21 protein-coding genes and 2 other annotated features are annotated in these 22,367 nt (G+C 41.5%); all 21 genes read right to left on the reverse strand.

All coding sequences use genetic code 11. From position 1 onward, the window contains the following. Positions 1-118: 118 nt before the first annotated feature. Complete coding sequence (locus NAF01_RS19405) at positions 119-574, reverse strand: ACT domain-containing protein (RefSeq protein WP_035331302.1); 456 nt, start codon at positions 572-574, stop codon at positions 119-121. A 25-nt stretch (positions 575-599) separates the two neighbouring features. Then, positions 600-1,892, reverse strand: coding sequence for a GTPase ObgE (gene obgE, locus NAF01_RS19410; RefSeq protein WP_035331304.1), 1,293 nt, complete (start codon positions 1,890-1,892; stop codon positions 600-602). A gap of 142 nt (positions 1,893-2,034) precedes the next feature. Next, on the reverse strand, positions 2,035-2,586 hold the full coding sequence (locus NAF01_RS19415; RefSeq protein ID WP_163143650.1) for a sporulation initiation phosphotransferase B: 552 nt from the start codon (positions 2,584-2,586) through the stop codon (positions 2,035-2,037). Positions 2,587-2,825: 239 nt separating this feature from the next. Next, on the reverse strand, positions 2,826-3,119 hold the full coding sequence (gene rpmA, locus NAF01_RS19420) for a 50S ribosomal protein L27 (protein ID WP_009333115.1): 294 nt from the start codon (positions 3,117-3,119) through the stop codon (positions 2,826-2,828). After that, complete coding sequence (locus NAF01_RS19425; RefSeq protein ID WP_048010994.1) at positions 3,120-3,458, reverse strand: ribosomal-processing cysteine protease Prp; 339 nt, start codon at positions 3,456-3,458, stop codon at positions 3,120-3,122. It lies immediately after the preceding gene. 14 nt (positions 3,459-3,472) lie between these two features. Continuing rightward, positions 3,473-3,781 (reverse strand): 50S ribosomal protein L21, encoded by a 309-nt coding sequence (gene rplU, locus NAF01_RS19430; protein WP_035331309.1) that lies wholly within the window; start codon positions 3,779-3,781, stop codon positions 3,473-3,475. 13 nt (positions 3,782-3,794) lie between these two features. After that, positions 3,795-3,874, reverse strand: a sequence feature (ribosomal protein L21 leader region). Between the two features lie 198 nt (positions 3,875-4,072). Continuing rightward, the gene (locus NAF01_RS19435; RefSeq protein ID WP_048010995.1) at positions 4,073-5,527 is read right to left on the reverse strand and encodes an Rne/Rng family ribonuclease; all 1,455 of its coding nucleotides are present in this window, start codon (positions 5,525-5,527) and stop codon (positions 4,073-4,075) included. 54 nt (positions 5,528-5,581) lie between these two features. After that, positions 5,582-6,448 (reverse strand): M50 family metallopeptidase, encoded by an 867-nt coding sequence (locus tag NAF01_RS19440; protein WP_048010996.1) that lies wholly within the window; start codon positions 6,446-6,448, stop codon positions 5,582-5,584. Next, positions 6,441-7,217 carry a M23 family metallopeptidase gene (locus NAF01_RS19445; RefSeq protein ID WP_250800999.1) on the reverse strand — a complete coding sequence of 259 codons (777 nt, stop codon included), beginning with the start codon at positions 7,215-7,217 and terminating at the stop codon, positions 6,441-6,443. Before NAF01_RS19445 ends, NAF01_RS19440 begins: the two co-directional genes overlap by 8 nt. A 135-nt stretch (positions 7,218-7,352) precedes the next feature. After that, entirely contained in the window at positions 7,353-8,156 is an 804-nt protein-coding gene (minD, locus tag NAF01_RS19450; RefSeq protein ID WP_048010998.1) for a septum site-determining protein MinD, read from the reverse strand. A 1-nt stretch (position 8,157) separates the two neighbouring features. Further along, positions 8,158-8,835 carry a septum site-determining protein MinC gene (gene minC / locus NAF01_RS19455; protein ID WP_048010999.1) on the reverse strand — a complete coding sequence of 226 codons (678 nt, stop codon included), beginning with the start codon at positions 8,833-8,835 and terminating at the stop codon, positions 8,158-8,160. Between the two features lie 546 nt (positions 8,836-9,381). After that, a complete protein-coding gene (gene mreD, locus NAF01_RS19460) occupies positions 9,382-9,897 on the reverse strand; it encodes a rod shape-determining protein MreD (RefSeq protein ID WP_048011000.1) in 516 nt (171 codons plus the stop codon). Then, positions 9,894-10,778: a rod shape-determining protein MreC gene (gene mreC / locus NAF01_RS19465; RefSeq protein WP_048011001.1), complete on the reverse strand. Its 885-nt coding sequence runs from the start codon at positions 10,776-10,778 to the stop codon at positions 9,894-9,896. Before mreC ends, mreD begins: the two co-directional genes overlap by 4 nt. Positions 10,779-10,954: 176 nt before the next feature. Next, positions 10,955-11,977 carry a rod shape-determining protein gene (locus NAF01_RS19470; RefSeq protein ID WP_035331317.1) on the reverse strand — a complete coding sequence of 341 codons (1,023 nt, stop codon included), beginning with the start codon at positions 11,975-11,977 and terminating at the stop codon, positions 10,955-10,957. A gap of 161 nt (positions 11,978-12,138) precedes the next feature. Further along, the gene (radC, locus tag NAF01_RS19475) at positions 12,139-12,828 is read right to left on the reverse strand and encodes a RadC family protein (RefSeq protein WP_048011002.1); all 690 of its coding nucleotides are present in this window, start codon (positions 12,826-12,828) and stop codon (positions 12,139-12,141) included. A 51-nt stretch (positions 12,829-12,879) separates the two neighbouring features. Next, positions 12,880-13,452: a Maf family protein gene (locus NAF01_RS19480; protein WP_048011003.1), complete on the reverse strand. Its 573-nt coding sequence runs from the start codon at positions 13,450-13,452 to the stop codon at positions 12,880-12,882. 223 nt (positions 13,453-13,675) lie between these two features. Continuing rightward, on the reverse strand, positions 13,676-14,758 hold the full coding sequence (locus tag NAF01_RS19485) for a hypothetical protein (protein WP_250801000.1): 1,083 nt from the start codon (positions 14,756-14,758) through the stop codon (positions 13,676-13,678). Between the two features lie 368 nt (positions 14,759-15,126). Next, a complete protein-coding gene (locus NAF01_RS19490) occupies positions 15,127-15,879 on the reverse strand; it encodes a prepilin peptidase (RefSeq protein WP_250801001.1) in 753 nt (250 codons plus the stop codon). 291 nt (positions 15,880-16,170) lie between these two features. Then, the gene (locus NAF01_RS19495; RefSeq protein ID WP_250801002.1) at positions 16,171-17,820 is read right to left on the reverse strand and encodes a sensor domain-containing diguanylate cyclase; all 1,650 of its coding nucleotides are present in this window, start codon (positions 17,818-17,820) and stop codon (positions 16,171-16,173) included. A 150-nt stretch (positions 17,821-17,970) separates the two neighbouring features. Next, positions 17,971-19,284, reverse strand: a complete 1,314-nt coding sequence (locus tag NAF01_RS19500; protein WP_250801003.1) for a bifunctional folylpolyglutamate synthase/dihydrofolate synthase — start codon at positions 19,282-19,284, stop codon at positions 17,971-17,973. Positions 19,285-19,355: 71 nt separating this feature from the next. Further along, complete coding sequence (locus NAF01_RS19505) at positions 19,356-22,001, reverse strand: valine--tRNA ligase (protein WP_226618268.1); 2,646 nt, start codon at positions 21,999-22,001, stop codon at positions 19,356-19,358. A 56-nt stretch (positions 22,002-22,057) separates the two neighbouring features. Further along, positions 22,058-22,315 (reverse strand) — a binding site (T-box leader). Positions 22,316-22,367 lie beyond the last annotated feature (52 nt).

The raw sequence follows: 22,367 nt of genomic DNA on the forward strand, positions 1-22,367 counted from the left end.
TCTTATTCAGACTTATTTTAAATCACTGAAAATTTACTTTATACTTTATTACTTTAACATATGTATGTGGTTTACAAAATAAAAAATGAAAAAAGGGCAGGGTACAGAGCACATTTTCTCATGCACCCGTTCCCAGCACCTCTACTTTTTCTACAAACTCCAATTTTCGAAGCCTCGTCAAGAGTTCCTCAATCTCGATGCCCATTTCAGTTACATTCAGGGAAAGCGTGACATTTGCCCTTCCCTGAAGGGGAATGGTCTGGTGAATTGTTAAGACATTGCACCCCGATGAAGCCACAACGCCCAATAAATGTGATAAAGTCCCTGACCTGTCTTCCAGGTGAAAGAATAAAGTGATCAGCCGTTCTTTGACAACCGTATGGAAAGGGAACACAGTGTCTCTATATTTATAAAAAGCACTTCTGCTCAAATCAACTTTCTGGACAGCATCCCAAACCGATTCGGCTTTTCCCCTTTCGATCATTTCCTTCGCATCCAATGTTTTCTTCATGGCTTCAGGCAGAACATCTTCACGAACCAAATAAAATTTCTTATCGAATCTATCTTTTCTCATTTCTCCACCCCGTCAATCGAGAAGGTTAGTCAATAAACTCGAATTCATAATCAAGCAGCTTAACGGTATCACCGTCTTTTGCTCCTTTTTCACGAAGAGCATCATCCACACCCATTCCGCGCAGCTGTCTGGCAAACCTGCGGACAGATTCATCTCTTGAGAAGTCAGTCATCTTAAAGAGTTTCTCAATAGCATCACCTGATACAACGAACACTCCTGCAGGATCTCTAGTAATGACAAATTCGGTCTGTTCTGCTTCATGCTTGTAAAGAACGCGGTGGACACCTGTGTCTTCCTCTTCTTCATGTGACAGCGGGAATTCAGGGGTTTCTTCAACCTTATCTGCAACGGCAAATAATAAATCCCTTAACCCTTGTCTTGTTAAAGCGGATATCGGGAAAATCGGATAATCTTCATCAAGCTGTTCCTTGAATTTTTTTAGATTTTCCTCTGCATCAGGCATGTCCATTTTATTAGCCACAATGATCTGCGGCCTTTCGGTGAGACGCAGGTTATATTCTTTTAATTCTTTATTGATCGTTAGATAGTCTTCAAAAGGATCTCTGCCCTCAACAGCAGCCATATCGATAACATGAACAATAACCCTTGTTCTTTCAATATGCCGCAAAAACTGATGGCCAAGTCCTACTCCCGAATGGGCTCCTTCAATTAATCCAGGCAAGTCTGCCATTACAAAGCTGCGTCCATCTTCAGTCTCAACCATTCCCAGATTGGGAGCAATTGTCGTAAAGTGGTATTCCGCAATCTTTGGTCTTGCTGATGATACAACTGACAGTAAAGTTGATTTTCCGACGCTTGGGAAACCTACTAAACCAACATCAGCTAAAAGCTTGAGCTCAAGCACAACATCTCGTTCCTGGCCAGGTTCGCCATGTTCGGACAATTCAGGCGCAGGATTGGCAGGTGTCGCAAATCGGGTATTTCCCCTGCCTCCGCGGCCCCCGCGTGCTATGACAGCTCTTTGCCCGTGCTCAGTCAGATCGGCGATTACTTCCCCTGATTCGGCATCTGTTACGACTGTTCCCGGCGGTACTTTAACAATCATGTCTTTTGAATTTCTTCCATGCTGGTTCTTGGACATGCCATGCTCACCGCGGGGAGCTTTAAAGTGGCGCTGATAACGGAAATCCATTAACGTGCGCAATCCTTCATTCACTTCAAAAACAACATTGGCACCCTTGCCGCCATCTCCGCCGGCCGGGCCTCCGTTCGGCACATACTTTTCCCGGCGGAAAGCAACCATTCCGTTGCCCCCGTCCCCACCTTTAACATAAACTTTGACTTGATCGACAAACATATATAAATTCCTCCCGTCTGCAGTATGTCCCGATTGTCTGGCATTCAGCCAGATTACCGGCACTGACCGGATCCGCTTCTTACACTTAAGAAGTGCCCAGCCTGCAGAGTTTCACACTTAGTATTGCTTTTTTTGGCGGAAATCACTCTCTGCCATTCGCAATGAATGGCACAAATAATTCCAGTGCAAGCTCCTCTTCAGCTAAGTCCTGAACAGCAGCCGTTATGTCAGTGTTCTTCTTTTTAAAGAACTTCTCCAATTGATCCATATCTGTTAGTATTCCGCTAAAATCAAAAAAGAAACGAGCCCCTTCTTTTTCATGCCTGATGGACACAGATAAATGATTATCATGGTAAGGCTTAACTGATGAGTCCAAAATGGCCAAAAAAGAGCCTGTCCACTCAGAAAGGACAGAGTCATCCAACCGTCCGGCAATGGGATCATCGAGCACCTCATATTCAACCTGAAAGTAGTGGTTCTCCCAATTATAAGTCAATAAAAGCGAAGCAAAACCAGGAAGATTCAAATTCGAAAGTCTTGCCTCCTGCTGTGCTTCCACTACAATTTCATCTATGATTTCCTTAGCCCTGTCTATCTTATTAAGGGAAAGGTTGCCTTTAATTAATTGTATTTTATTCAGCCAGTCATGCCGGGCATGACGCAGCACTTCAATCATATTCCAGTCTTTTTCCATATATGCACTCCTGTATGGTTATTAGGCTGTCAGAAGACTGTGCTTGCTGTAAGTATATCAAAAAACATAGGTACAGTAAGCAAATTTATGATAAATAAGAAAATATTGCTTATGCGATGAAGAGCTTATGTCTTCAGCTGCTATAAATTTATCAGATAAAATTTGAAGTGCACCGGCGGGGTTTTTTGCCAAAAAAAGAAAACCCTAACCTTGTGGGGCTAGGGTTTTCTCGAAAAGGCTTACGCCTCTTGAGCTGCAGGATATACGCTCACTTGCTTGCGGTCACGTCCAAGACGCTCGAATTTAACAACACCGTCAACTTTCGCGAATAGTGTGTCATCGCCGCCTTTACCCACGTTTACACCTGGGTAGATCTTAGTACCGCGCTGACGGTATAAGATTGAGCCGCCAGTAACGAATTGTCCGTCCGCACGCTTAGCGCCAAGACGCTTAGAGATTGAATCACGGCCGTTCTTTGTAGAACCTACTCCCTTTTTAGAAGCGAACAACTGAAGATCTAATTTTAATAGCATTTATTCCACCTCCTGCTTTTTGAAGGTAATTTTTATATACTTTCCGTAGTCCTCTTCAATCGTCTGCAATGAGACAACCATGCCTTCAAGCAGAAGCTGCACTTTCTCATTCATGTCATCCCGAAGATCAGGAAGGACACAGCGGAGAAAGCCCTCTCCATGGCTGATTTCTGGTGTCACGCCGGTTAGGGCATGGACAGCATTAATGGCACCGATGGACACAGCAGATACGCCTGCACAGACGATATCCTTGCCTCTGTTTGCGAAGAATGCATGACCACTAATTTCAAACGAATGAATATTTCCGGAATCTTTACGAATAATCGTAATTTCAATCATCTTAAATCGCCTGATTAAGCGTTGATTTTTTCAATCACAACTTTAGTGTAAGGCTGACGATGACCTTGCTTCTTACGATAGTTTTTCTTCGCTTTGTATTTGAATACAGTGATTTTCTTTTGACGGCCTTGTTTTTCAACTTTAGCTGTAACAGTAGCACCTTCAACTACAGGGCTTCCTACTTTTACGCTGTCTCCGCCAACGAAAAGAACCTTTTCAAAAGTAACTGTTTCGCCTGCTTCAGCGTTAAGCTTTTCGATGTAGATAGCTTGACCTTCTTCTACACGTAATTGCTTTCCGCCAGTTTCGATAATCGCGTACATGAACTGCACCTCCTCTTAGACTAAGACTCGCCATCCCAGGCGCCGACACGAAATACGGGCTTATGTACCTGTTCTGTGCGGTTGTAGCACGGGTGCGCTACAAACATAACATGAAAATCCTATCATATAATGATTAATCATGTCAATAAGAATTATATGATTCTCTTTGTTTGCACCTGAAAGTAACTCTTTTGCGTGCCTTTACAATTATAATGCTAATGGGGTTATTAGGGAAGTGGGAAATACTGCACTAAAAAAGCAGGCGGGACGCTTAACCCAGCCTGCTTGGAACTATCCCAGCTCATTAACTCTGCCAAACTTTCGGATTTCATAAAATGGCTTGCTATTTTCCTTAATGGAAAAAATAATTCTAAAGCCAATACTGTCTTCGATTCTTTTTTTATGGTCATCATTTTCCCCTGAGAATACCGCTGCTGTGTCTCGTGTGGTTTCGATCAGGACAGCTTCATGGTCTTTGCCGCGATGTTCCCACAGTTCTCTTTCCAGCCTGAAGGCAATGGTCTCAGCACTCAGCACTCTTCCGGTGCCCTCGCATAATTGACACCTTTCGGTAAGTGATTCAGAAATGGCCGGTCTCGTTTTCTTGCGGGTCATCTGAAGGATCCCTAGAGGGGAGAATCCAACAAGATTCGTGCGTCTTTCATCTTTTTTCAGCGCGTTTTCCATTATGGCAAGAATATGCTTCCTGTCGGATGCTTCTTTCATATCAATAAAATCGATTAGGATCATGCCGCCAATATCACGGAGCCTGATCTGTCTTGCAGCTTCTTCAGCTGCCATTTCATTGGTTTTTAGCACAGTGTCTCTGCGGTCCTGTTTACCGGCGAACTTCCCGGTATTGACATCGATGACTGTTAAAGCTTCTGCTTCATCAAAAATAAGATAGGCCCCATTTTCAAGCCATACAATTCGTTTCAGCGCTTTATCAATCTCAGCTTCCGCATTAAAAGCAGAGAAGATATTTTCCTTGCCCGTGTATAGCTGAATTGTCAGGCCCGTGATTTTCGCTAGCACATTCTTCAGTGATAAATCGTCCACGGCGATTTCACCGCCAGCCATTTTCTTCGCCTCTTCAATAATTTCCTTAATAAAAGAATCCGCTTCATACACTTTTCCCGGCTTCTTTTTCATTTCCGCTTCCCTTAACAGGTCCCTGTACTCCAGCCTGAGCTTTTCCAGTTCATCCATAATCTCATTCTCTTTCCTGCTGACGCAGGATGTTCTGAAAATCAGACCTTCATTCTCTTCTTTAGCACGATAGCCAAATTGGCGCCAGTTTTCTCTTGCTTTACTATCCTCAATTTTCTTGGAAACAGCAACATAACGGCCGTTTGGCATATATATCAGTGACTCTCCTGAAAATTCAATTAAACCAGACAATCTTGGTCCTTTCGTGCCAGCAGCGTCTTTTTCAACTTGAACAAGTATTCTTTCTCCCTGATGGACAAAGGAAGAAATGCTCCGTTTTTCCTTCATTTGCAAATCCTCGGCAGAACAAACATAAGATGCCAGTTTGTCCCGGTGAAGGAATCCGCTTTGATCTTCACCTATCTCTACAAAAGCTGCATTCAATCCAGGCATTACTTTTGCAACAGTGCCTAAGTATATATCCCCAACTGATGAACGATGCTTCGGCTGGTCAATAAATAGCTTCTCGACCCTATTATCTTTTAAATGCACAAATCGGCGCTCTCTTGATGCATAATTTACAACTAACTTATCCAAAACGATTTCCTCACTTTAAAACATTATTTATTCATGTTAATCAAAATTTGCTCTTCAGTAAACATAAAGCAAATCCCCTATTTTTGCTGTCAGCACTTTTTCCGCAAAGCATGCATGCAGCAGTTCATTTTCATCTAATGCACCCTTTTCTTTCCCGTCCTTTTCAACAATGATGGGGTGCTTGCATCCTCGCTGAAATCTTTCCAGCACGTCAATAACCAATTCCTCTTCCCGGACAACGATTGGCTTCAATGTCCGAAAGTCGCTGTGCTTCCCATAATACCTTTCGAGAAGAAAACGGATAAACACAAACCGGCTCTGCTTCCATTCATGATATAGCGAAAACACCAAAAAAGCGAGGATTACCCAAATGTTCAAGTTAACCGGAGAGGTCAGCAAAGTTAGTATAATGAAACTGATTAGACCCGCAGCCGAAATGAAAAGTGTTTTTCTGTGCGCTTCCGGAAATGCCTGATTAAGAGAAAGCCATAAGAATACAAGCTTTCCTCCATCCAATGGCCAGACAGGGAGCAGGTTAAAAATTAATATCATTAAATTAAATTGAATAAACAGATGAAAGATATCAGCAGAAAGCCAGGAAAGCTCATAAAATAACAGCCCCGCCCCCATCATCCATATATGCTGAAGCGGCCCTGCTATAATGACTATAATCTCCTCTTTCAGCGGCCGGTTCCCGTGCTCATCCATTTCCGCTACACCGCCAAATGGCAGGAGGGCAATCTTTTTTATTCTCCAGGAATAGAAGGATGCAGCAGCGGCATGGCCCATTTCATGAACAAAGATAATCAGCAGCAGCATGCATAATTCCATAAAGTGAGCAGTTGCAACAGACAGTCCGATAACGGCCCATAACAAAGGATGAATATGAATATGTGTAATTAACCCTGTTATTTTATTCAAATGGGATCACCTGGATCGGATCTATAAAATCATCATCTTTTTTAATCGCGAAATAAAAAGAGCCTTTTTCAGCATCACCGGCGTCACCCGCTGTACCAATACCTGTTCCTTTTTCGACGTATTGATATAAATTCACATTAATTTCAGCCAAATTGCCATACCAGGACTCACTTTTATCACCATGCTGAATAATGACCGTATTTCCAAAACCATCCTTCTTTCCAGCAAACCGCACAAGCCCTTCACTCATTGCTTCAATGGAAGCTTCCTTTCCTGTTTCGATTGTTATTCTCTGTCCATTATCATCAAATTCTTCCAGGATTTTTGCAGAAGCGGGCAATGCATATTCGCTGTTTTCTTTAACGTTCTTCTCTTCACTTTTGCCATCTGAAAATGGCAGCAGGGCCAGCGGTTTACCAAATTGTTCTTCATACCAGCCGGAAACTGCGGCGAATTGAAAATCTTTCTCCATTGCTGTTTTTACAAAATCTCTTGCAGGATCAAAAGTCGCTGCCTGGTTTTTAAAAAGTATGGCAGCGAATAAAAAAATACAGGCAGAAGCAAGCAATTTGAAAAGAAATAGTTCCTTGCGAAATAAAGGGTGGTTTCCCTCTTCAAGCTTGCTTTCGTATGAGGGCAGCTTATTAAAGCCGTACCGCTCTTCATCTTCTGTCCAAAGAACCGTTGAATCTTTCTTTTTGGAGAATCTCTCTTTGTCCTTTTTTCTCCGCTCGATTCTCTTGCGTATTTCATCCGCTCTTGAATTCATGATATCCCCACCATTTCTATATAACTCTATTTGTACAAGTTTATGAGTTGTCCAAATAGAGTATGACTTGAAGTGGTGTCTTGAATAAAAAAATAAACCGGAGATGGCTCCCCGGCTTTGGTTCAATAGATATTATTATTTTACTCCAAAAAACTTTTTCAGTTTTGAAAATACACCCTTATTCTCTTCTTCCAGAGGCTGAAGGGGTACAGCTTCGCCAAGAATTCTGCGGGCGATATTACGGTAGGAAACCGAAGCTTTGCTGTTAGGGTTTAAAGCAATAGGCTCACCATGATTCGATGCCTTGATTACTTCATCATCATCTGCCACAATTCCGATTAAATCAATCGACAAATGCGCAGTTATTTCATCAACATCAAGCATGTCGCCATTTTTCATCATATGGCTTCTAATTCTATTTATTATCAGTTTAGGAGCCTCTACATTTTCTTCTTTTTCAAGCAAGCCGATAATCCGGTCGGCATCACGTACAGCTGAAACTTCCGGAGTGGTTACAACAATTGCTTTATCTGCACCAGCAACCGCATTTTTGTACCCCTGCTCAATTCCGGCAGGGCAGTCTATGACAATATAGTCATAATCCTGCTTTAATTCATCAACCAGCTTTTTCATCTGTTCGGGTGTAACAGCCGTCTTATCACTTGTTTGAGCAGCAGGAAGCAAATACAGCAGATCTTCAAACCGTTTGTCTTTAACCACAGCCTGATGTATTTTGCACCGGCCTTCCACTACATCGACCAGATCATAAATAATGCGGTTTTCAAGCCCCATTACCACATCAAGATTTCGAAGGCCAATGTCTGTATCCACCAGGCACACTCTTTTTCCCTGAAGGGCCAGAGCAGTACCTACATTTGCGGAAGTAGTCGTTTTCCCGACTCCGCCTTTTCCGGACGTAATGACAATCGCTTCTCCCATCCTAGCTTCCCCCTTGCAATCTAGTTATATTAGGTCTTAGATGCATCAAAACTTGTAATCTATCTACTGTAATTTGATCATTTTCATCAATATAAGCACATTCCATTTCCCGTTTTTCTTCCTCCTGATCATTGTCAGGTGCACGGTTAATACAATTGCTGATTCTTAACTGGGACGGCTTCATAAGCGAAGCTACCACCACGGCTTCATTATTTCCATGGCAACCGGCATGGGCTATGCCTTTTAGAGCACCCATAACAAAGATGTTTCCTCCTGCCATAACAGTGCCTCCTGGATTTACGTCTCCGATAAGAAGCAAATCTCCAGGAGTTTCGAGAACCTGCCCCGAACGAATTACCTTCGCAACAGATACAATTTCGTTTTCTTCCTTCTGTTTTTCAGCTTCTTCTTTGGTAATGACATTGGAGCTTATAGACTCGACGATCAGGTTCTTCTTTTGCCTGATTAACTCCTTTAATTCTTCCTGCTGCTCTTCTGTGAGATAACGGTTGCCGACTTGTACCCTAACGGAAAGAAGCCGGTCTTCAACAGATCTGGAGTTTTCTGAAAGCTTTCTATCAAGCTCTTTCTTCAGCTCTCCATAAGAGCAGGAATCATCAAGATGCAAAGTCAGTCCATCTTTCGTGCCTTTTATTGTAACGTTTTGGTTTTTTTTCATTACAAGATGTTCACCTCAATGATAAGAAACACATTCGTGCTGATGCACTCTATTTTTAAACAGGCTATTACTATAAACATAGCCAGTTTGGGAAATCCCATAAAAAATATGTCGATTTTCCTTATCCTTATTTGCCCATAAAGGTAGAATTCGACAGAAACCTTCTAAATCCCTTTTTTACTGAAAGGCTCTTTTTTCAAAGATTTTTGTTTTAGTTTGTGAATTCTGCCTGTTGTGTTCCGCTCCAGGCACGCAGCGAACGCGGGGGGAGGAATGCGAGCCTCCTCGGCTTCGCCTGCGGGGTCTCACACTTCCCTCTCCTCCCGCAGGACATTGAATAAGCTTCCTCGATTGAACACCGCACGAAGGAAATGCGTCAGCTTTTTCGAGGATCAAGTGCCCACAGCGATAATCAACTCAGCAATAAACTAAGTTATGAAAAAGCAACAAACTTTAATAAACAGGGTACTGAAAATGATTCATTTAAAAGAAACCGGAGTAATCCGGTTTCTTTCTCTGAATTGTAAAATTATATCACTTCAACAATTATTCGTTTAAGCTGTCTGCAAATTTTTCAGAAAGTCTTTTAAATGGGTAGACAGCTAATATAATAAAAATGGCATTCAATATCAAAGTAGGCAGGAGACGGGACGAAAGAAAGACTGCAAATTCCATATCTGTATGGTGAATTAGTAAGTTCATCTGGTAAACACCTGCCTCAAGAAGGGTGATGCCCAAAAGAACAATTATAGAAGCCATCGCTATATTCGTCTGAAGAATTCTCATTAGTTTGGTTGTAATAAAAGCAATGACCGGAAATAGAAACAAATAAATGCCGATAATTTCAACATACACAATATCAAAAAGCAGCCCGAATAATAGGCCGTAAAGAATTCCGTGCTTTTTTGAGCCAAAAATAGTCAAAAAAAGCAATGCAGCCATCAGAAAACGGGGAACTGCTATTTTTCCGCTGCCTAATAAATCATGCGGAGTTACTTGAACAAATATGCTTTCCCCAATAAATAAGGCCAGGAGAATGAGAGGAAGAAGGAATCTTCTCACAGTTCCTCCTCCTTCTCATCAACCATTTCCATTAGTTCAGGCTGGGATGCCCCTCTTTTAACGACCATTACATGTCCGATATCATAGAAGTCTGCTCCTGGCTTAACATATGCGGTTTGAGTCAGACCAAATTCATCTGGAACAACATCTACAACCTTCCCAATCGGAAGGCTCTCAGGGAAAACACCGCCCAGACCTGATGTAATAACGTTTTGACCCTTTTCAACCTTCGCATCATAAGGAATCTTCTTAAGCAAAAGAAGACCCTTATCATCATCATAGCCTTCAATCAGACCGAAAAAGTTATTCTCGCCTGCCTGAATCTTAGCTGAGATGCGATTGGTCGGATCCATTGAACTAAGAAGCTGGACGGTTGAAGTAAATGTATTGCTGCTTTTTACTTTGCCAATCAGGCCTTTTGAAGTAATGACCGCCATATTCGGTTCAATTCCGGCATTTTTCCCCTTATTTATAATAAGCAGCTCATGCCATCTGTCAGGATTTCTTCCTATTACTGTTGCCTGCTTTGGTTCAAATTCACTTAAAGAATCCTTCTTATCCAAAATTTCTCGAAGTTCCGTATTATCCTTTTTCAGCCTCTGAACCTCAGACTCAAGTCTTGCAAGTTCATCCAGCCTTTTTTTCAGATCTTTATTTTCTTTGTATGTATTTTGCAAGTCTTCGACATTTTCAAAGAATCCCGCCACATAATTCACAGGGCTGGAAACAGCATTTTGTATAAACCCGGTAGTATCTTTTAAAAATTGTTCAGGCCAGGTCAAATTTTCTCTATCCTTTAAAGAAAATCCAATCAATGCCACGAGAATAATAATGCTGACAAGCAAAATAATCAGGCGTTTGTTCAGAAAGAACTGTGGCATCCTTTACACCTCGAATAGTATTTTTCTAGGGAATCCTGTGCCATTTAGGCACTGCTCAACAAAATATAACATATATCTGCAAAGATATCATTTGAAGCTCAATAAAAAACCAAATTTGAGCCCATACACTTTAAAGAAGTGAATGGGCTTTATTATTTTACTTATTCAGAACTCTATTATCTGGATTCTTTAGCTTTTGTTTTGAATAAATCGATATGGTCAAGAGCTTTTCCGGTTCCAATAGCAACACAGTCCAATGGATTTTCTGCAATTAGGACAGGCATTTTGGTTTCTTCACTGATCACCTTGTCCAGATTTCGAAGAAGCGCTCCTCCTCCAGTCAGGACAATACCCCGGTCCATAATATCTGCTGCCAGTTCAGGAGGTGTTTTTTCAAGAGTATTTTTTACTGCATCCACAATCGCATATACTGTATCATTCAATGCTTTTGAGATTTCTTCTGCAGTAATTTCAATTGTTTTAGGCAAGCCTGTCAACAGATCGCGTCCGCGAATTTCCATGTTTTCGACGCCTTCCGGATCTCCGGCAGAGCCTACCTCCACTTTTATTGTTTCTGCTGTACGATCACCAATCATCAGGTTGTAATTTTTGCGGATATAATTAATAATCGCATCATCCATTTCATCACCGGCAATGCGGATCGATTGGCTTGTAACAATTCCGCCCAGGGAAATGATCGCTACTTCAGTAGTTCCCCCACCAATATCAACTACCATGCTTCCTGTAGGTTCCCAAACAGGCAGATTAGCTCCGATTGCTGCGGCGAACGGCTCTTCGATGGTATAAGCATCACGGGCGCCTGCCTGGCGGGTTGCATCCACAACAGCGCGCTCTTCAACGGCTGTAATACCTGATGGTACGCAAACCATTACATACGGCTTCCCTGAGAAGAAGCCCTTATTTTTATTGGCTTGTTTAATATAATATTTCATCATGACAGCAGTGGTCTCATAATCCGCAATAACGCCATCCTTCATTGGACGCAGCGCAACAATATTGCCGGGAGTACGGCCGATCATATTTTTAGCGTCATTACCTACGGCTACAATATTTTTAGTATCTGTCTGCAGTGCCACTACAGACGGCTCTCTGACAACAATCCCTTTTCCTTTAACATAGACAAGCGTATTAGCTGTTCCTAAATCTATTCCAAGGTCTCTAGTACCGATTCCAAACATAAATGGTATCTCCCTTTCTGATACAAATTGCTCATTTTCCTAAGTAAGGTTTTTTAATGGAATTTTCTTTTATTTTTCTAGTACAATCCGCCTCCAAAAATGCAAGGCATCTCAAAAATCATAACCAATATTATATCTTAACGTCAAACAAAAACATAGTGTTATAAATACCCTTTTTCCTTTAAACTGACAAATTTATTTTCACCGATGATCAGATGGTCCAGCACATCGATGCCGATTATTTTTCCGGACTCTGCTAGTCTTTTGGTTACTTCAATGTCTTCCCTGCTTGGAGTCGGATCGCCGCTCGGATGATTATGAATGCAGATGATGGAAGCAGCCGACCTGCGAAATGCCTCCTTAAAGACCTCTCTGGGATGAACAATTGAAGCGTTCAGGCTCCCAATAAAAATAGTCTGCTTATGAAGCACCTGATTTTTTGTATTTAAATAAAGGCATACAAAATGCTCCTGAGACAAAAATCGCATTTCATGCATGACATAATTTGCCCCATCCTCAGGCGAACGGATAATATATCTGTCATCATATGTGAGTTTTGAAATTCTCCGGCCAATTTCAACTGCTGCCAGCACCTGAATTGCCTTTGCCGATCCTATTCCTTTAATGGCCGTTATTTCATCCAGGGATGCATCCTTTAACAGCCGAAGTCCTTCAAAATGGGTAAGAAGCCTATTCGCTAATTGCAGAACTGATTCATCTTTCGTGCCTGTTCTGAGTAATATTGCTATCAGTTCGTGATTGGACAAGCTCTCTGGACCATTTTGGACAAAGCGCTCACGAGGGCGCTCATCCTGAGGAAAATCTTTAATTAAAAGAGAATCTGTTTGCATATTGTCCTCCCTAAACTCTGGGCTCAGGGAGCTGAAGATGAATGAAGTATATTAAGGTAGCGAATATCCCGCTTTCCTCAGTTCACGAACCGTTCTGGAGACAGGAAGTCCGACAACAGAAAAATAATCTCCGCTTATACTTTTTACAAGCATGCTGCCAATGCCTTGTATCCCATATGCCCCTGCCTTGTCAAACGGTTCACCGGTGCCAATATAAGAGTTAATTTCTTCATCTGTTAACTCCCAGAACACCACATCAGTTTTTTCATAAAATGTAATGGCATTTTTTTCAGGCGTCATGATAGATACACCTGTGTAAACAGAATGAATGGTTCCAGACAGACTTTTCAGCATAGTAAAGGCTTCCTTGCTGCTGTCTGGCTTTCCTAAAACAGCGCCGTCCTTAACAACAACTGTATCTGATCCAATTACATATGAATCAGGGTGCTTATTAAATACAGCCTTTGCCTTTCTATGGGCAAGCTCCTTCACGATCTCTCCTGGTGTCAGCACTGGATCAAAACTTTCATCGACATCACTGCTGGAGACTTCAAATTGCAAATGAAGATTTTCAAGAAGTTCTTTTCGCCGCGGGGAAGAGGAGGCTAAAATGAGGTTTTGCATGTAATCACCTTACCTTTATGTATCATATTGGGAGATACAGGTTAATCGTATCAAAAAATTGCCAGACAAACAATTTTAAAGAAGAAATTCACGGTATTTTTATATCAAATAATGACAAAAAGAAAGAGTCTGTCTAAATTTCCCGAACAGACTCCGCTTAATATGTGATATTTCCCAGAAAATATTCGAATCTTATAACCTTATGGCACAATATGCCGGGTCCTTACTGCCCGCCTGACTGAAGCAGTGACTGATAAGCGGCAAGAAACCCAAGCAGATGCTCCTGAATTTTACCGGCTGATGCAGCATCACCTGACTGCTGGTAAGTTTCCAGTTGCTTAGAAGCATTCAATAGTTCTTCTCTTACCGAAATCAGGCTTTTATTTTGAATTTGATCTGTTTCCAGTTCATTCACTGTCTTTCTGTGGCTTTCTATTTTTTCAGCTGTTTCAGGAGTTATGGAGCTGCCGAGAGTGGCACTGGCTGCACCTTCTGACAGGCTTTGATATAAAGCGGGAGCAATTTCAGCCAGTTTTTTCTCTTCGGCATTTACTCCTTCAATTGCTTTGCCTTCAAAGGTTACTTCTTTAGCAAATACATCAATTCCCTTGCTTTTAAGATCAGCTCCTATTTCCTTTGCCTCATCAAGGCTGCCTGATACCCCTAAGAAAAGAAAAGTTTGCTCTCCCATTGTTATGGATTGGCTATAAACCCCTTTTTGAGAGTTGGCATCCTTGATTTGCTGTGCTGCTTCGCTGTTTGAAAAAACGCCCCCTTGAACTACATATGTTGCAATCGTTTTTAAACCCGCAGATCCTGCAGGAGTCTGCTGACTGGCTGCTGCCGGTTTTTCATTGATTGGAGGCGCCACCACAGTTTCTGCTGCCTGATCTGTGAATACCAGCTTCAGCATGATGAATCCGAAGCTTGTCCCAAGAAGGACCGCAAAAAAGACAGCGAGAAAAATGGATGTTAAGAATCCTTGCTTATTTCTTCCCCGGAATTTCCTGGCCAGTGTACTCAGACCATTTTTAGCTGGTGATTTAGGAGGAGCTGCTATTTTATATTCCTTTATATCCTCATCTTCCGTTTCCTCAGGCAGAATCCAGTCAAAGCTGTCATCCGCCTCTTTGCCGGCCGCTGTTTGTATGGAAGCGAAAAATTCAGTTTGATCCTGTTTTTTCTGTCTATCCAGCTGCCTCGGATCCCATGATTTTTCCTTCATTTCTTCCTTTTTCTCCTGAAACGGACGGTCCTTGCCATTAATCTTTATCGTGATTGTTTTTTCGCTTTTAGGCTTGTCCACATCTCATCCTCCCTTCCGCACCGTTTCCTGAATTGTTTCCATCCTAACATAATGAAAAAAAAAAATAACAAGACTTTTGTCGTCTTGTTACGGAAGGATTTCGTCAAATTTTTCATTTGGTTGTTCAGTTAGTTACTGAAATTATATCAGGATCTAATTTATTTTTTGTGGATTCCTTAATTACCATCAGAATAGCATCAGCTCCGCTTTTCTTATCTTAAACAAACAGCGGGTTATGAATTTTCTCTGAATTATTGTAAACAGAGAGTCTATCATTTCCGCATTTGATTTTATATCAAAATAATATAAATCTTGAAATAAAAATATAGATCTTTTACTCATTAACTTCTTTACAATTCTGAGTATCTCTATAAGACTGAGTGAAAGTACCATTCTATCAATTCATTGCCATAAAAGTAAGCAATCATGGTTCCCATACCAATAAAAGGACCGAATGGAATTGGTTTTCCCTTTTTCACAACTCCTAAAAGCATGCCTATCCCACCTAGAAATGCTCCAAGCAAAGTTGCTAGAAAAAACGAAACCAAAACAAGCTTCACACCTAAAGCAATACCAATAACTGAGTATAGCTTTATATCACCTCCACCCATGCCGCCTTTACTGATTACAGCTATAATTAAAAGTAGTGAAAAACCAAGTACCCCACCAACTAAACTATCCCACCATGGAGAAAGGGGAATTAGAATCCGTTCTGCTGTTAGGATCACGCCAAACAAAAAGAGAATTTTATTTGGAATGATCATATATTTATAGTCAGATACAAATATAATGACCATAAGAGAAACTAGTGTCCAGGCAACAATCAACTCTGAAGTCCACCCCAAAATTAATGGAGCAGCAGCAAACAAAGTACCTGTTAAAAGCTCAACAGCCGGATATAAGGCTGAAACTGACTCCTTACAGCGCCTGCATTTTCCACCTAGAAATACATAAGAAAGAATTGGGATAAGCTCTAAATATGATAAAGTATGCTTACAGTGTTTACAATGTGACCTCGGCTTTACTATTGATTGATTTTCAGGAACTCTTAGGCCAACTACATTGTAAAAGGAACCTAGTATGGAACCAAATAAAAATAATATTATCAAGAGATTTAGCATAAATATTAACGCAACGGCGTAGGCACAAGAAAGCTGATTTCCTCAGTGTCCTATTTATAGAGGTTCTCAATATTGTTATATGCCCGCAGCTTGTTTCCTCCTCTAAAATTTGTAAAAAATCAAAAAATGATCAATGGAATCTGAATATACTTGACAGTATATGTGTAATCTTTATAAACTTCAATGATGTATATCACTAATATTAGACCAATACACCTGTAAGAACCATATATTGAATTGCTAAAAAGGTTTACTTCTGCCAAAAAAATCCTTTTGACAGGCAAAAGGATTTTACTTCACATATTCCGCAACCCTATTCCTCCCAGCCTGCTTAGCTCCAACATATAAAGCTCTGTCAGCATGGCGTATGAGGGCCAGTGAATCATCGGCATCATCTGGTGCAGCAGCTACCCCAATAGAAGCGGTTATATATACTTTTGTGTTGCTGCTTCTTCCATCGATGGTCTGTTTGAGTATAAATGGTCGATTGGCAATGGTCTGTCTGATAAGCTCGGCCCAGCCTATTGCATCTTCCTTGCTGGTATCAGGCATTAAGACAATAAATTCCTCGCCGCCATATCGGGCAGCAATTCCAGCCGTATCAATCAAATTTGTCAGCCGATCAGCCAATTCACAGAGGATTTCATTTCCGCTCTGATGCCCATACGTATCGTTCACTTTTTTAAAATGATCGATATCGAGTATGATGAGAGAGAGGAGATCCCTTGAACCATTATGCAATCTGCTGAACTCTTCATTTAGTTTCGCTTCTATATAGCGGTAATTATATAGTTTCGTAAGCGCACAGCGCTCGCTTTTGGCTTTTGTTTCTTCATAGTGCCTGGCATTCTCAATCGCTATTGCAAAATGCGAACATAATATATCGACAATCATGAGCTGCGACTTTTCATATGCCCTCTTTTTCGTGGATGAAAGCAGCAGAATCCCCAATATTTCATTACTACGGACTATGGGAACGCAAATGATGCTCTCAGCATCTTCAGGCAAAAATTCCTTAGCAATGCTTTTCCATTTATTTTTCGAATGAAAAAGGACAGATTTTCCGGTTTCCAAAACCAATCCGCTGATTCCCTCATTTTTATTTGTTGGCATAAGATCATTCGGCTTAATTAGTTCATGCTCTTTCCGGTAAATGGAGTGAAGTTCATCATTGTCTTTGATATCAAGGATATAGGCATAATCAACAGGAACCATTTCGCTCAATTTCAAAATGAAAAGCTCCATAACCTCATTAACATCAAGATGCTCGGCCATTTTGTGACTAATTTCTGAGGCTTTTTGAAGGTAATCAATCACCTTTTCACTTGAGTAATAAAGATGAAGTATGGTTGAAAGACTTACAAATGGCACACCTACAATCAGGAGTGCAAGAATTCCCACTTCAGCATAGAGAATGTAAAGGATAAGGCCAATCGGGAATGTTATGAGTGAAGTGACCGTTTCCCAAATCAGGTCTTTTTCCAGAAAGGATATTCTCCTGCCGTATAAGGCAGCCTGAATTACACTGATCAATATCTGATTTAGTGTAAAATGAATAACCGGATAGGCGGCCGCAACCCAGAAATACCGGGGTTCAGCAATCAAATCTATGCCTGTTTTTCCTCCCATTGCAAAGTAAGCCAGCCCGCTCAATAAAGAGACCGTAAAGAATAAAAGTGAGTTAAGCGGCAGACGAAACAACTGGTCTTTTTGTACTTTAAGTCTAATAAGAAGTACCAGGACACCCACCTGAACCATAACCATTTCAGCAAGAAGACCAAAGGTTAAGAATACTGCCATGGAAACCCATTGAATCAAAAAGATTGGTGTATTATTGACAACCATCGGCATGGAAGAAACGAGAAACATTAAAATAAAAAAGGCAAATAAACTGATTCCCTGTCCTGAAAGATCGGGAGGGTAAAAATGATAGGTTAGCATGGAACCTGCGGGAAATAGCAGTATCCATAATAACCATATTTTTTTCTTGGCTCGTGAACTAACTATCTTTTTTCCCCTCCTCCAATTTATTCAGGAAAATAGTCTGATAATAAAAATATTTTATCAAATTTTCTAACTTTTGTCATATTTTCATTGTTTGTTTTCCAAAAGTTTCAAAAGAACTGGCTTCACTTCTGACAGGAAGTAAAGGGATCCGGTTATGACAAGGACACTGTTTTTTCCTGATTCGCACACTTCAGTCTTCAATAGCTCTTTCCAATCTGTGTGAAATTGTTTCCTGCTGTTGTCACTGAGATTATATAAATCTTCAGCTGATGCTGCTCTCGGAAAGTGAAATTCTGTAAAGGTGATGGAGTCTGCAGCAGAGTCAAGCTTATTGATCATTTTATCAAGCTTTTTATCAGCCAGCGCAGCAAATATAATCTTTTTGCTTCGATCTCCAAAACGCTTCTCCAGCTCAGCAGTTAAAGCAGATATCCCTTCTTCATTATGTGCCCCATCTATTACCACCAGCGGGTCATGAGACACAATTTCAAATCTGCCGGGCCAGAAGGCTGTTTTCAATCCGGCTCTTATGTGTTTCTCCTCTATTAAGAACGAATAAAACTTATTTAATAGCTCTGCTGCCATTACAGCCAGGGATGCATTTTCAATCTGGTGTTTCCCGCTCATCCCTGTCTCAAGATCACGGAACTCCTGAAATACTGTCTCAAGGGAGAAAAACTCACCCTGGACCAGGGATTTATGATCCGAAATAGTAAATTCATTTCCCAGCTGATAAATCGGGGACTTTAAACCTAAAGCTTTATCTTGAATAACAGCGAGGGCTTCTTCCTGTTTAACAGCTGTAATAACACTGATACCAGGTTTAATGATTCCCGCTTTTTCAAAAGCGATTTTCTCATATGTATCCCCAAGTATGGCTGTATGATCGAGCCCGATGCTTGTAATGATTGATAACACGGGATAGATGATATTAGTGGAGTCATATCTGCCCCCAAGCCCCACTTCAAACAATACAAGATCCACTGGTCTTATATGACCAAAATATTGAAAAGCCATGGCGGTAATGATTTCAAACTCAGTTGGGCCGCCAAGTTCAGTCTGTTCCAATTCAACAGCCAGCGGATATATATCATTAGCAAGCTGAACGAGATCGTCATCCCCAATTGGAGTTCCGTTAAGAGAAATGCGTTCATTAAAATTCTCAAAATATGGCGATGTAAACGTCCCGACCGAATAACCCGCCTCTTGAAGAATTGATCTCAAAAATGTGACTGTTGAGCCTTTCCCATTCGTTCCGCCAATATGAACAGACTTAATCCTTCTCTCCGGATGCCCGAGTTTTTCCATCATCCATTCCATTCTCTGCAGACCAGGTTTCATCCCCAGCCTAAGCCTTGAATGAATCCATCCAAGAGCTTCCTCATAAGCAGTAAACATCTATATGCACCTCCGTTATAACAGGAAGGAAGACGAATCCTTAATATGGACCCGCCTTCCGCAACTTTTAATTATTCTCCTTTTAACTCTCTAATGCGGGCTTCTACAGCTGCTCTCTTCTCGCTGTAGTCTTGTTCTTTTGCTTTCTCTTCTTCAATTACCTTTTCAGGCGCTTTTTTAATAAAGCCTTCATTTGAAAGTTTCTTTTGAACCCGTTCTACTTCTTTATTTAATTTATCCCATTCTTTCTGCAGTCTGGCCACTTCTTCTTCAATATTAATCAAGCCCTCAAGAGGCAGGATAATTTCTGCACCAGTCACAACTGCTGTCATCGCCTTATCAGGTGTTTCAACCTCTAAAGCCAGCACCAGTTCCTCAGGATTACAGAAGCGTTCAATATAGGCACTGTTATTTTCCAGTGTAGTAAGAATTTCCTGGTCTTTAGCCCTAACCATCATTTTAATTTTCTTGCTCATTGGCGTGTTCACTTCAGCACGGCTGTTGCGGACAGAACGGATGATTTCAACAAGCAGCTTCATTTCATTTGCAGCCTGGTTGTCTGTGTATTCATCGTTTACAGCTGGCCACTGAGCAACTGTGATGGATTCGCCTGAATGAGGAAGGTTCTGCCAAATTTCCTCCGTTATGAATGGCATAAATGGATGAAGCAGGCGCATTGTGTTATCCAGAACATATGCCAGGATGGAGCGCGTCGTTTTCTTGGCAGCTTCATCTTCTCCATAAAGGGGAAGCTTCGCCATTTCGATATACCAGTCGCAGAAATCATCCCAGATGAAGTTGTAAAGCACTCGGCCAACCTCTCCAAACTCATAGCGGTCAGACAATCTTGTAACAGTCTCAATTGTTTCATTCAAACGGGTTAATATCCACTTATCAGCAACAGACTTTTCACCGCTTAAATCAATTTCTTCGAATTTTAATCCATCCATATTCATTAAGGCAAAGCGGGATGCATTCCAGATTTTATTGGCAAAGTTCCAGGTTGCCTCTACCTTTTCCATACTGAAACGAAGATCCTGTCCCGGCGAGCTTCCTGTAGAAAGGAAATAACGGAGTGAATCGGCACCATACTGGTCGATTACATCCATTGGATCAACGCCATTTCCAAGGGACTTACTCATCTTGCGTCCCTGTGAGTCACGAACAAGTCCATGAATTAATACATCCTGGAAAGGACGCTCTCCTGTAAATTCGAGACCTTGGAAGATCATTCGTGATACCCAGAAGAAAATGATGTCATAGCCTGTTACAAGAGCTGCTGTCGGATAGTATCTCTTAAAGTCAGCAGATTCAGTATCCGGCCAGCCCATCGTTGAAAACGGCCATAATGCAGAACTGAACCATGTATCTAATACATCTTTATCCTGTTCCCAGTTTTCACTGTCTTCAGGAGCTTCATGACCTACGTAAACCTCACCAGTCTCCTTGTGATACCAGGCCGGGATGCGGTGTCCCCACCAAAGCTGGCGTGAAATGCACCAGTCGCGGATATTTTCCATCCAACGCAGATACGTTTTTTCAAATCGCTCCGGAACAAAGTTCACTTTTTCCTCTTTATTTTGAAGTGCGATGGCTTCATCTGCAAGAGGCTGCATTTTTACAAACCATTGTGTTGAAAGGTATGGTTCGACTACTGCACCGCTGCGCTCTGAATGGCCCACAGAATGCATATGCTCTTCAATTTTGAAAAGAACTCCTTCTTCCTGAAGGTCCTTTACGATCTGCTTGCGGCATTCAAAGCGGTCCATACCCTGGTATTTACCGGCTCTCGTGTTCATCGTGCCGTCTTCATTCATTACAAGGATTCTTTCAAGATTGTGGCGGTTTCCGATTTCGAAATCATTTGGGTCATGAGCCGGTGTAATTTTTACTGCACCTGACCCGAAATCCATTTCTACATAATCATCTGCAACAATCGGAATTTCCCGTCCTGTAATCGGCAGTTTAACCGTCTTGCCGATTAAATGCTTATAACGCTCATCTTCCGGGTGTACTGCTACAGCTGTATCGCCAAGCATCGTTTCAGGGCGCGTAGTGGCAATTTCGATATGTCCCGAACCGTCTGTCAGTGGATATCTCATATGGTAGAAAGCACCTTGAACATCCTTATATATAACTTCGATATCAGAAAGGGCTGTTTTCGTAGACGGATCCCAGTTGATGATGTACTCGCCGCGGTAAATCAGGCCTTTATTATAAAGTGAAACGAAAACCTCTCTAACAGCTTTTGATAAGCCTTCATCAAGGGTGAAGCGTTCACGGCTGTAATCAAGCCCTAATCCAAGCTTTGACCATTGCTGGCGGATATGGCTGGCATATTCCTCTTTCCATTTCCATGTTTCTTCCACAAATTTTTCACGGCCTAGATCATAGCGGCTTTTTCCATCATTGCGAAGCTTTTCTTCAACCTTTGCCTGCGTGGCGATACCTGCATGGTCCATTCCAGGAAGCCATAAAACATCGTAACCCTGCATACGCTTCATTCGGGTGAGGATGTCCTGCAGCGTCGTATCCCATGCATGGCCGAGATGAAGCTTTCCTGTTACGTTTGGAGGCGGGATTACAATTGTATACGGCTGCTTCGTTTCGTCATCTTTTGCCTCAAAGAACTTCCCTTCCAGCCACCAGTCATATCTTCCTTTTTCAATCGCCAGCGGATCATATTTCGTCGGCATTGTTAATTCATTGTTATCCATATGTCATACTTCCTTTCTAAAAGCAATCAGCAAAAATAAAAAAACTCCACTCGCCATAAAAGGACGAATGGAGTTTGTTTCGCGGTACCACCTTTTTTTCAGCCACTCAAGAAAATCCCCAAAAGACATTCTAAATAGTGATTGACACTTATGCAGATAACGGATTTCCCGTCTTTTACTACTTGGCTTAAGCCTTTCGCAAAAGATGCTCTGGGGCGACCTTCCAACGGTTTTGCCTGGATAACCTTTCAGCTGCTGGTTTTCCTCTCTAAAAGGCAAATGGCCATTGTACTCTTCCCTGTCTTAGCATCGATATAAAGTTATATATAAAATATACTACCGAAAAAAGACTGTTATAGTCAATAA

This window comes from Cytobacillus firmus (assembly GCF_023657595.1).
In the GTDB taxonomy this organism is placed as follows: Bacteria; Bacillota; Bacilli; order Bacillales; family Cytobacillaceae; genus Cytobacillus; species Cytobacillus firmus_B.

Excerpts from the sequence above, each read along its gene's own strand:
- NAF01_RS19405 (WP_035331302.1), bottom strand. The coding sequence starts at position 574 with ATGAGAAAAGATAGATTCGATAAGAAATTTTATTTGGTTCGTGAAGAT.
- obgE (WP_035331304.1), bottom strand. The coding sequence starts at position 1,892 with ATGTTTGTCGATCAAGTCAAAGTTTATGTTAAAGGTGGGGACGGGGGC.
- NAF01_RS19415 (WP_163143650.1), bottom strand. The coding sequence starts at position 2,586 with ATGGAAAAAGACTGGAATATGATTGAAGTGCTGCGTCATGCCCGGCAT.
- rpmA (WP_009333115.1), bottom strand. The coding sequence starts at position 3,119 with ATGCTATTAAAATTAGATCTTCAGTTGTTCGCTTCTAAAAAGGGAGTA.
- NAF01_RS19425 (WP_048010994.1), bottom strand. The coding sequence starts at position 3,458 with ATGATTGAAATTACGATTATTCGTAAAGATTCCGGAAATATTCATTCG.
- rplU (WP_035331309.1), bottom strand. The coding sequence starts at position 3,781 with ATGTACGCGATTATCGAAACTGGCGGAAAGCAATTACGTGTAGAAGAA.
- NAF01_RS19445 (WP_250800999.1), bottom strand. The coding sequence starts at position 7,217 with ATGAATTCAAGAGCGGATGAAATACGCAAGAGAATCGAGCGGAGAAAA.
- minD (WP_048010998.1), bottom strand. The coding sequence starts at position 8,156 with ATGGGAGAAGCGATTGTCATTACGTCCGGAAAAGGCGGAGTCGGGAAA.
- minC (WP_048010999.1), bottom strand. The coding sequence starts at position 8,835 with ATGAAAAAAAACCAAAACGTTACAATAAAAGGCACGAAAGATGGACTG.
- mreC (WP_048011001.1), bottom strand. The coding sequence starts at position 10,778 with ATGCCACAGTTCTTTCTGAACAAACGCCTGATTATTTTGCTTGTCAGC.
- NAF01_RS19470 (WP_035331317.1), bottom strand. The coding sequence starts at position 11,977 with ATGTTTGGAATCGGTACTAGAGACCTTGGAATAGATTTAGGAACAGCT.
- radC (WP_048011002.1), bottom strand. The coding sequence starts at position 12,828 with ATGCAAACAGATTCTCTTTTAATTAAAGATTTTCCTCAGGATGAGCGC.
- NAF01_RS19480 (WP_048011003.1), bottom strand. The coding sequence starts at position 13,452 with ATGCAAAACCTCATTTTAGCCTCCTCTTCCCCGCGGCGAAAAGAACTT.
- NAF01_RS19490 (WP_250801001.1), bottom strand. The coding sequence starts at position 15,879 with ATGCTAAATCTCTTGATAATATTATTTTTATTTGGTTCCATACTAGGT.
- NAF01_RS19495 (WP_250801002.1), bottom strand. The coding sequence starts at position 17,820 with ATGCTAACCTATCATTTTTACCCTCCCGATCTTTCAGGACAGGGAATC.
- NAF01_RS19500 (WP_250801003.1), bottom strand. The coding sequence starts at position 19,284 with ATGTTTACTGCTTATGAGGAAGCTCTTGGATGGATTCATTCAAGGCTT.
- NAF01_RS19505 (WP_226618268.1), bottom strand. The coding sequence starts at position 22,001 with ATGGATAACAATGAATTAACAATGCCGACGAAATATGATCCGCTGGCG.